Origin of the sequence: uncultured Novosphingobium sp., assembly GCF_964277725.1 — a bacterium.
Lineage (GTDB): Bacteria > Pseudomonadota > Alphaproteobacteria > Sphingomonadales > Sphingomonadaceae > Novosphingobium > Novosphingobium fluoreni.
On the sequence record NZ_CAXYKL010000197.1, the window covers coordinates 1 to 7,202 of the forward strand.

A 7,202-nucleotide genomic window follows, 5' to 3' on the forward strand; every position below is an offset into this window, starting at 1 on the left:
GGCGATGGGCGCGTGCCGGGTGCGAGCGCGGAGACTCTGCGCGGCACGCTGTTCGGCAATTCGGGGCAGAACGGGCTGGGCGTGTTTGCCGCCTATCTGTTCAGCAACAACGCGGGCGTCTCGATCATGGCCTTCGCGCTGGGCTTTGCGTTCGGCATCCCGACGCTGCTGCTGCTGGTGCAGAACACCGCGATGCTGGGGGCGATGCTGTGGCTCTATCACGGCGCGGGCTTGACGATCGACCTGATCGGCTGGCTCTCCGTCCATGGCACCACCGAGCTGTTCGCGATCCTGCTGGCGGGCGGGGCAGGGCTGCATATCGGGCGCTCGATGGCGTTTCCCGGCAATCGCAGCGTGCTGGCCGCCGCGTCCGAATCCGGCCGCCGCGCGGCGCAAGTCATGGCGGGCGTGGTGCTGATGCTGATCGTGGCCGCGGGGCTCGAAGGCTTTGCCCGCCAGCTGGTGGACAACACGCCGGGGCGGCTGGCCATCGGCGGGTTCATGCTGGCGGGGTGGTGCGCCTATTTCTTCGCTTTCGGGCTGAGGCGCCGCTGATGGCTCGCACCGCCGCACTTCCCCGCCGCCTGGTCCGCACCAGCCAGCAGCGCACGCTGGTGACGCCAGAGGGCGTGGCGCTGCCGCTCACCGTGGCCAGCCGGGGCTCGCGCGCCGGGGCGCTGATGCTGGATTTCATCTTCATCGGCACCGCCTTCACGCTGGTGACGATCGGGCTGGTGGCGCTGGCGGGCGGAGTCGCCAGTGTCGCCGGCCGGTTCGGCAGCGGCTCGCCCGGCGCGGCGGTGTTCCAGTTCCTGGTGGTGGTTTGGATGATCGCGGCGTTCCTGGCCCGCCACGCCTATTTCCTGTGGTTCGAACTGGGCGCGCGCGGGGCGACGCCGGGCAAGCGACTGATCGGCATCCGCATCGCCGCGCGCGATGGTGGGCGGCTGACGGCGGAGATGGTGATCGCCCGCAACCTGCTTCGCGATATCGAGCTGTTCCTGCCGATCGGCTTCATCGCCACCGCCGGGGCGGACAGTCCGCCCGCCTGGCTGACGGCGGCGGCGTGGTTCGCGCTGTTCATGCTGCTGCCTTGCTTCAACCGCGACCGGCTGCGGGCGGGGGACATCGTGGCAGGCACCTGGGTGGTGGAGGCGCCGCGCCAGAAGCTGGAAGCGCCCATCGCCACCCCGCTGCCCACCGCGACCGAGGCGCCGCGCTATCGCTTCACCGAGGCGGAACTGGCGATCTACGGCGAGTACGAATTGCAGACGCTGGAGCGCATCTTGCGCGAGGATCGGGAGGCGGCTCTGGAATCGGTGCGTGCCGCCATCGCCGCCAAGATCGGGCGCGAGGACAACAACGGCTGGGAAGATCCGCGCGCGTTCCTGGAGGCCTATTATGCGCAACTACGCTCCCGCCTGGAGACGGGGATGCGCATGGGCCAGCGCAAGGCGGACAAGTTCGCGGGGTAGGGCGGTCGGTTCAGGCCTGGGGCGATGTCAAAGCATCAGCCCGAACGGGAGACGGGGGGGGCTGCCGCGGGGGCCAGCCCCCTTCACATCACTCGGCCGCGACGGCGGTCTTGTTCTCTTCGTAGCGGGCGATCGCTTCCAGCGTGATGCGGCGTGCCTCTTCAGCTCCGCCCCAAACGCCGATGCGCACCCACTTCTTCTTCTCCAAGTCCTTGTAGTGGGTGAAGAAGTGCTCGATCTGCTCCATCACGATGCCGGGCAGATCGTCCTTTTCGGTGACGTTGGAGTAGTAGGGGAACACGCTGTCAGCGGGAACGCAGACCAGCTTTTCGTCGCCGCCGGCTTCGTCTTCCAGGTTCAGCACCGCGATCGGGCGCGCCGCCACGACCGATCCGGGAACGAAGGGCGAGCGGGCGATCACCAGCGCGTCCAGCGGATCGCCGTCGGGCGAAAGGGTGTGCGGCACGAAACCGTAGTTCGCCGGGTAACGCATCGGCGTATGCAGGATGCGATCCACGAACAGCGCGCCCGAGGCTTTGTCGAACTCGTACTTAACGGGCTCGCCACCGATGGGCACTTCGATGATCACGTTCAGACTTTCAGGAGGATTGTCTCCAACGGGAATCATGTCGATGCGCATGGCCGTCCTTCTCTAGCGCCCACATGGGCGTATTGTGATTTACTGTGGGCGCGACTTAGCCGCCACGTTGCTGCACCGCAACGTGAATCCATGCTTGCCGATCGGCTAAGTGTTAGGCCGTTACTTGCGGGGGGCCAGCAACCGGTCCAGCCCCGCCTCGCCGCCGCCGGTCCGTTCCAGCCAGGGGAAGCGCAGGCCGCCGTTCCAGGTGATCGGCACGGTCAGGTACTGGTCCCCCCGCTTCACCATCAGCTGGATCGGGCGATTGCCGCCCTTGGCCGCCGTCACCGCATCGCGGATCACGTCGTGCGAGAACGCGGTGCCGTTCACCGCCAGGATCTTCGCGCCCTTGACCAGGCCGGCATCGAAGGCCGGACCGTCCCACAAGGTAGAGGTGACTTCACCTTCTGTGTTGACCGCCATGCCCAGCGAATAGCTGAGATCCAGCGACTTGCGATCCTTGGATGCGCCCTCCTGGTAGGGGTTGGGCTTGTCCTTCCAGACCAGCTTGTAGCCCGCCTTCTCGATCCCGGCGATGGGCGCGGCGCGGCCCGGCGTGTAGAGCCGATCCCGCAGGAAGGTGGCCCAATCATAGGCATAGACACCATTCAGCGTGCCGACGACATCGTCGAACGTATAGGTCAGTTCCCCCCAGTCGCCATTGCGCATGCCGAAGAAGGCGCGGGCGAAATCGTCCAGCCCCTTCGCGCCGCGCGTGCCCTGGCGGATTACCTGGTCGGCCTCCAGCCAGACGAGCGCGCCTTCGTTGTAATAGTCCTCTCCCCGAGTGACCGAATCGAAGGGGATCGGTTTGCGGCCGTTGATGATCGGATCGTAGGTGGTGTCCTCCACCGATCGCCAGCCGCGCCCCGGAACACCCTCAGCATAGCGGGCGGCGTTGCTGGCAAGTGCGCCCAGCACCACGTCCTTGGGCTGAACGCCCGAGCGTGCGGCCAGGACGAGACCCCAGAACTGCGTCTGCCCTTCATAGACCCACAGTAGCGAATTGCGCATCGGGTACTGGTATTCGGGCGTCCACAGTTCGGCCGGACGGCGATACTTGCCATTCCAGCTGTGGACCAGTTCGTGCGGGATGACATTGCGATCCCAGGCCATCGCCTCCCATTCGATCCAGGCGCTGGGCTCCATCTGATTTTCGCTGGAGCGGTGATGCTCCAGCCCGATGCCGCCCATCCGGTCGGTCAGCGCCAGCAGCAGGTCATAGTGGTCGAAGTGCCGCGCGCCGAACAGCGCCGTCGCTTCGGAAACCAGCTTGCGATAGGTGTCGAGGTTCTCGGGCTTGATCGCCAGATCGCGCGGATCATCGGCGACGACGTCGATCTTCACGTTCTGGCCCAGATCCCAGCTCTTGGCGTGGAGCCCGGCGAAGATCGGCGAATCGACCAGCGTGGCATAATCGGTGGTAGCCCAGCGAACGGTGTCGGCCTGGCGCGTCATGCCATCAAGCGCGGTGAACACCGTCCAGCCGGTCGGCACTTTCACTTGCGCCGCCACCGGGATGCGCCGGGCGTAGTAACCGGCGGGGTAGAGCGACATCTTCTCCCACTGCAGGTTCAGCATTTCCTGCGTCATGGTGATGCGCCCTTCCGCCGTCTGCAGCGGAGAGGTGTGGACGAAGCGCGCGGTGACGGTGCGGGTGCCGGCGGGCAGCACCAGGTGGAAGGCGTTCACCTGCACATCGTCACGCTGCCAGGCGATCGGCTTGCCATCCGCCTCGAAGCGAATGTTGGCGAACAGGGCCAGGCTGTTGCGGGGCGAATGGCCGCCGGGGATCCACAGCGGCTCCAGCAGCGTCACTTCGGTAGTGTTGGCGGCGACGGGGATCGTCTCCACCACCGAATAGATACCGCGCCGGGTGTCCGTGGCATCGATGGCAAGACCGATAGTGCCGGGATAAGCCTCGTCGCGGGGGGGCGAAAGCGGGGCGGGCAGTGGCGCCGCCATGGGGGCGCTGTTGCCGGGTGATTGCGCCCATGCCGGTTGGGCAAGGGCAAGAGCGAGCGCGGCGACCGAAAGCGTTGTTTTCATGGAAGCAAGTCTTGGCGCATTCGGCATATCGCTCGCAAGCCCCGTGATGGCGTAACGCACAGGCGCTTTGATCGAGGGCGAGCGCAGCAGAAACAGCTCCCCGCTTTGCTTCACCGCGCGCCTCGGCTAAGCGCGCGAACGATGAATACCACCCCCCAAGCCATTCGCGGCACCCAGGACATTTTCGGCGCAGAGGCGGAGGCTTTCGCCCGCGTCGTCCAGACGTTCGAGCGGGTGCGCCGCCTGTACCGCTTTCGCCGCGCCGAGATGCCGGTATTCGAGAAGACCGCCGTATTCTCCCGCTCGCTGGGCGAGACCACCGATGTCGTCTCCAAGGAGATGTACTCCTTTGATGATCGCGGCGGCGAATCGCTGACGCTGCGGCCCGAATTCACCGCCGGCATCGCCCGCGCCTACATCACCAACGGCTGGCAGCAGCACGCGCCGTTGAAGCTGGCCACGCACGGGCCGCTGTTCCGGTACGAGCGGCCGCAGAGGGGCCGCTATCGCCAGTTCCACCAGATCGACGCCGAAGTGATCGGCGCGGGCGAACCGGCCGCCGATGTCGAACTGCTGGTGATGGCGGACCACTTGCTGAAGGAACTGGGTATTGCCGATGGCGTGACGCTGCAGCTCAATACGCTGGGCGATGCCGCCAGTCGCGATGCCTGGCGCGCGGCGCTGGTCGAGTATTTTCGCGCTCACGCCGCCGACTTGTCGGAAGATTCGCAGGACCGGCTGGAGCGTAATCCGTTGCGCATCCTGGACAGCAAGGACCCGCGCGATCGCCCCTTCGCCGACGCCGCGCCGCGTATCGACGATTACCTGTCGGCTGAGGCGCAGGACTTTTTCGGGGCGGTGACACAAGGGCTCGAAGCGGCGGCGGTGGCTCATACCCGCGCCCCGGCCCTTGTGCGTGGGCTGGACTACTATCGACACACTGCTTTCGAATTCGTGACCGACCGCCTAGGCGCGCAGGGCACTGTGCTGGGCGGTGGCCGCTACGACGGCTTGATGGAGGCTCTGGGCGGCCCGGCGACTCCGGCGGTCGGCTGGGCCGCGGGGATTGAGCGGCTTGCGATGCTGGTGGCCGATGCCGGCGAAGTGGCCGAAGCCAAGGCGGACGTGGCGATCATCCCGCTGGGCCCCGCGGCGGACACTGCATGCCTGGGCCTGGCCGCCACGCTGCGCCGCTCCGGCCTCGCGGTCGACATGGGCTATCGCGGCAACATGAAGAAGCGCATGAGCCGCGCCAACGACAGCGGCGCGCGCTTTGCCCTGATCGTGGGCGACGAGGAACTCGCGGCGGGCGAGGCGATGGTGAAAGACCTCGTTTCCGGTGAGCAGGAGCGCCTTCCGCTCCACGCGATCCCGGCAAGGATCGGCGTCCGCTGATTCCATGAGTATCTCCGAACATCGTCTGCAGCAGCTGGCCGGTCGCCTGGCCGAGCTTGAGGCGCGTCTGGCGTCGGGCACGCTGGAAGGCGATGCCTTCGTCGCCGTCAGCCGCGATTACGCCGAGCTGGAGCCGGTGGCCCGCGTCGCTTCGGAAGTCCTGGCGATGCGCGCCGAGCTGGAAAGCGTGGCCGCGCTGTCCGATCCCGATCCGGAGATGCGGGCCCTGGCGGAAGAGGAAATCGCCCGCATCAAGGCCGAGCTTCCCGAGGCGGAGCGCCGCCTGTCGCTCGCCATGCTGCCGCGCGATGCCGCCGATCAGCGCCCGGCGATGCTGGAAATCCGCGCCGGAACCGGGGGTGACGAGGCCGGCCTGTTCGCCGCCGATCTCTACCGCATGTACGAACGCTACGCCGCAGAGCAGGGCTGGCGGGTAGAGATGATCAGCGCCAGCGCGAGCGACGTGGGCGGCTTCAAGGAAGTGGTGGCCAACGTCGCGGGCACCGGCGTCTTCGCCAAGCTGAAATTCGAAAGCGGCGTCCACCGCGTCCAGCGCGTACCCGTCACCGAAAGCGGCGGGCGCATCCATACTTCGGCGGCGACCGTGGCGGTGCTGCCCGAGCCGACCGAGGTGGACGTGCAGATCAACGATGGCGACCTCAAGATCGATATCTACCGGGCCAGCGGCGCGGGTGGCCAGCACGTCAACACCACCGATTCGGCGGTGCGCATCACCCACTTGCCCACCGGCCTGGTGGTGATCCAGCAGGATCAGCGCAGCCAGCACAAGAACAAGGACAAGGCGATGCAGGTCCTGCGCACCCGCCTTTACGAAAAGATGCGGGACGAGGCGCAAGGGGCCGAGGCGGAGGCGCGAAAGGCGATGGTCGGTTCGGGCGATCGCTCCGAACGCATCCGCACTTACAACTTCCCGCAAGGCCGCGTCACCGATCACCGCATCAACCTGACGCTGCACCGCCTGCCCGAAATCCTCGAAGGTCCGGGCCTGGCCGAGATGATCGACGCGCTGATCGCCGAGGATGAGGCCAAGCGCCTGGCGGCGATGGATGGGTAGGGTGGGCCAAGTAACTGCGGTCAGGCCAACACCGAACGAAATGGCGTGATCGGGTGAGTGTCGCCCTGGCCATCCGCGCCGCCGCCACGCAGCTCGCCCCCACCAGCGATACCGCACGCCTCGATGCTGAAGTGCTGATGGCCCATGTGCTCGGCGTGTCCCGCTCCGACCTGCTGCTCCGGCACATGCACGCGGCGCCTCCCGAGGCTTTCGCCGCGCTGGTGGAGCGTCGCATGGCACATGAGCCGGTGGCCTATATCACCGGCCATCAGGAGTTCTTCGGCCTGCCCCTGCACGTCACGCCCGACGTGCTGATCCCGCGTGCCGATAGCGAGGTGCTGGTGGAACGGGCGCTGGGTGCAGGTCCGCAGGCCCGCCGGGTGCTGGATTGCGGCACCGGCTCTGGCGCGCTGCTGCTGGCGGTGCTGGCGCATCTGCCCCAGGCTCAGGGCATCGGGATCGATCGCAGTCCGGCAGCCCTTGCCATTGCCGGTCGCAACGCCGCCGATCTGAACCTCGCCCAACGCGCCTCGATGCGCCAAGCCGACTGGACGGAGGCGGGCTGGGC

General features: G+C 67.1%; 7 protein-coding genes. 5 read left to right on the forward strand and 2 right to left on the reverse strand.

Annotated elements, in window-relative coordinates:
- Together ACHWRX_RS11215 and ACHWRX_RS11220 are read left to right on the forward strand one after the other, a co-directional pair.
- On the forward strand, window positions 1-555 hold a 555-nt coding region (locus tag ACHWRX_RS11215), incomplete at its 5' end, for a stage II sporulation protein M (protein ID WP_394659273.1).
- Window positions 555-1,475: an RDD family protein gene (locus ACHWRX_RS11220; RefSeq protein ID WP_288417704.1), complete on the forward strand. Its 921-nt coding sequence runs from the start codon at window positions 555-557 to the stop codon at window positions 1,473-1,475. The genes ACHWRX_RS11215 and ACHWRX_RS11220, both read left to right, overlap by 1 nt.
- An 88-nt stretch (window positions 1,476-1,563) precedes the next feature.
- On the opposite strand, the gene ppa is transcribed toward ACHWRX_RS11220, so the two are convergent.
- Together ppa and ACHWRX_RS11230 are read right to left on the reverse strand one after the other, a co-directional pair.
- Entirely contained in the window at window positions 1,564-2,115 is a 552-nt protein-coding gene (gene ppa, locus ACHWRX_RS11225; RefSeq protein WP_288417706.1) for an inorganic diphosphatase, read from the reverse strand.
- Window positions 2,116-2,235: 120 nt separating this feature from the next.
- A complete protein-coding gene (locus ACHWRX_RS11230) occupies window positions 2,236-4,164 on the reverse strand; it encodes a M61 family metallopeptidase (protein ID WP_394659274.1) in 1,929 nt (642 codons plus the stop codon).
- A gap of 141 nt (window positions 4,165-4,305) precedes the next feature.
- Between ACHWRX_RS11230 and hisS the strand changes: the two genes are divergently transcribed.
- The 3 genes from hisS to ACHWRX_RS11245 form a co-directional block, all read left to right on the forward strand.
- Window positions 4,306-5,559 (forward strand): histidine--tRNA ligase, encoded by a 1,254-nt coding sequence (gene hisS, locus ACHWRX_RS11235; protein ID WP_394659275.1) that lies wholly within the window; start codon window positions 4,306-4,308, stop codon window positions 5,557-5,559.
- Window positions 5,560-5,563: 4 nt separating this feature from the next.
- Window positions 5,564-6,634 (forward strand): peptide chain release factor 1, encoded by a 1,071-nt coding sequence (gene prfA / locus ACHWRX_RS11240; RefSeq protein ID WP_394659276.1) that lies wholly within the window; start codon window positions 5,564-5,566, stop codon window positions 6,632-6,634.
- 53 nt (window positions 6,635-6,687) lie between these two features.
- On the forward strand, window positions 6,688-7,202 hold a 515-nt coding region (locus tag ACHWRX_RS11245; protein WP_394659277.1), incomplete at its 3' end, for a N5-glutamine methyltransferase family protein.

Excerpts from the sequence above, each read along its gene's own strand:
- ACHWRX_RS11220 (WP_288417704.1), top strand. The coding sequence starts at position 555 with ATGGCTCGCACCGCCGCACTTCCCCGCCGCCTGGTCCGCACCAGCCAG.
- ppa (WP_288417706.1), bottom strand. The coding sequence starts at position 2,115 with ATGCGCATCGACATGATTCCCGTTGGAGACAATCCTCCTGAAAGTCTG.
- ACHWRX_RS11230 (WP_394659274.1), bottom strand. The coding sequence starts at position 4,164 with ATGAAAACAACGCTTTCGGTCGCCGCGCTCGCTCTTGCCCTTGCCCAA.
- hisS (WP_394659275.1), top strand. The coding sequence starts at position 4,306 with ATGAATACCACCCCCCAAGCCATTCGCGGCACCCAGGACATTTTCGGC.
- prfA (WP_394659276.1), top strand. The coding sequence starts at position 5,564 with ATGAGTATCTCCGAACATCGTCTGCAGCAGCTGGCCGGTCGCCTGGCC.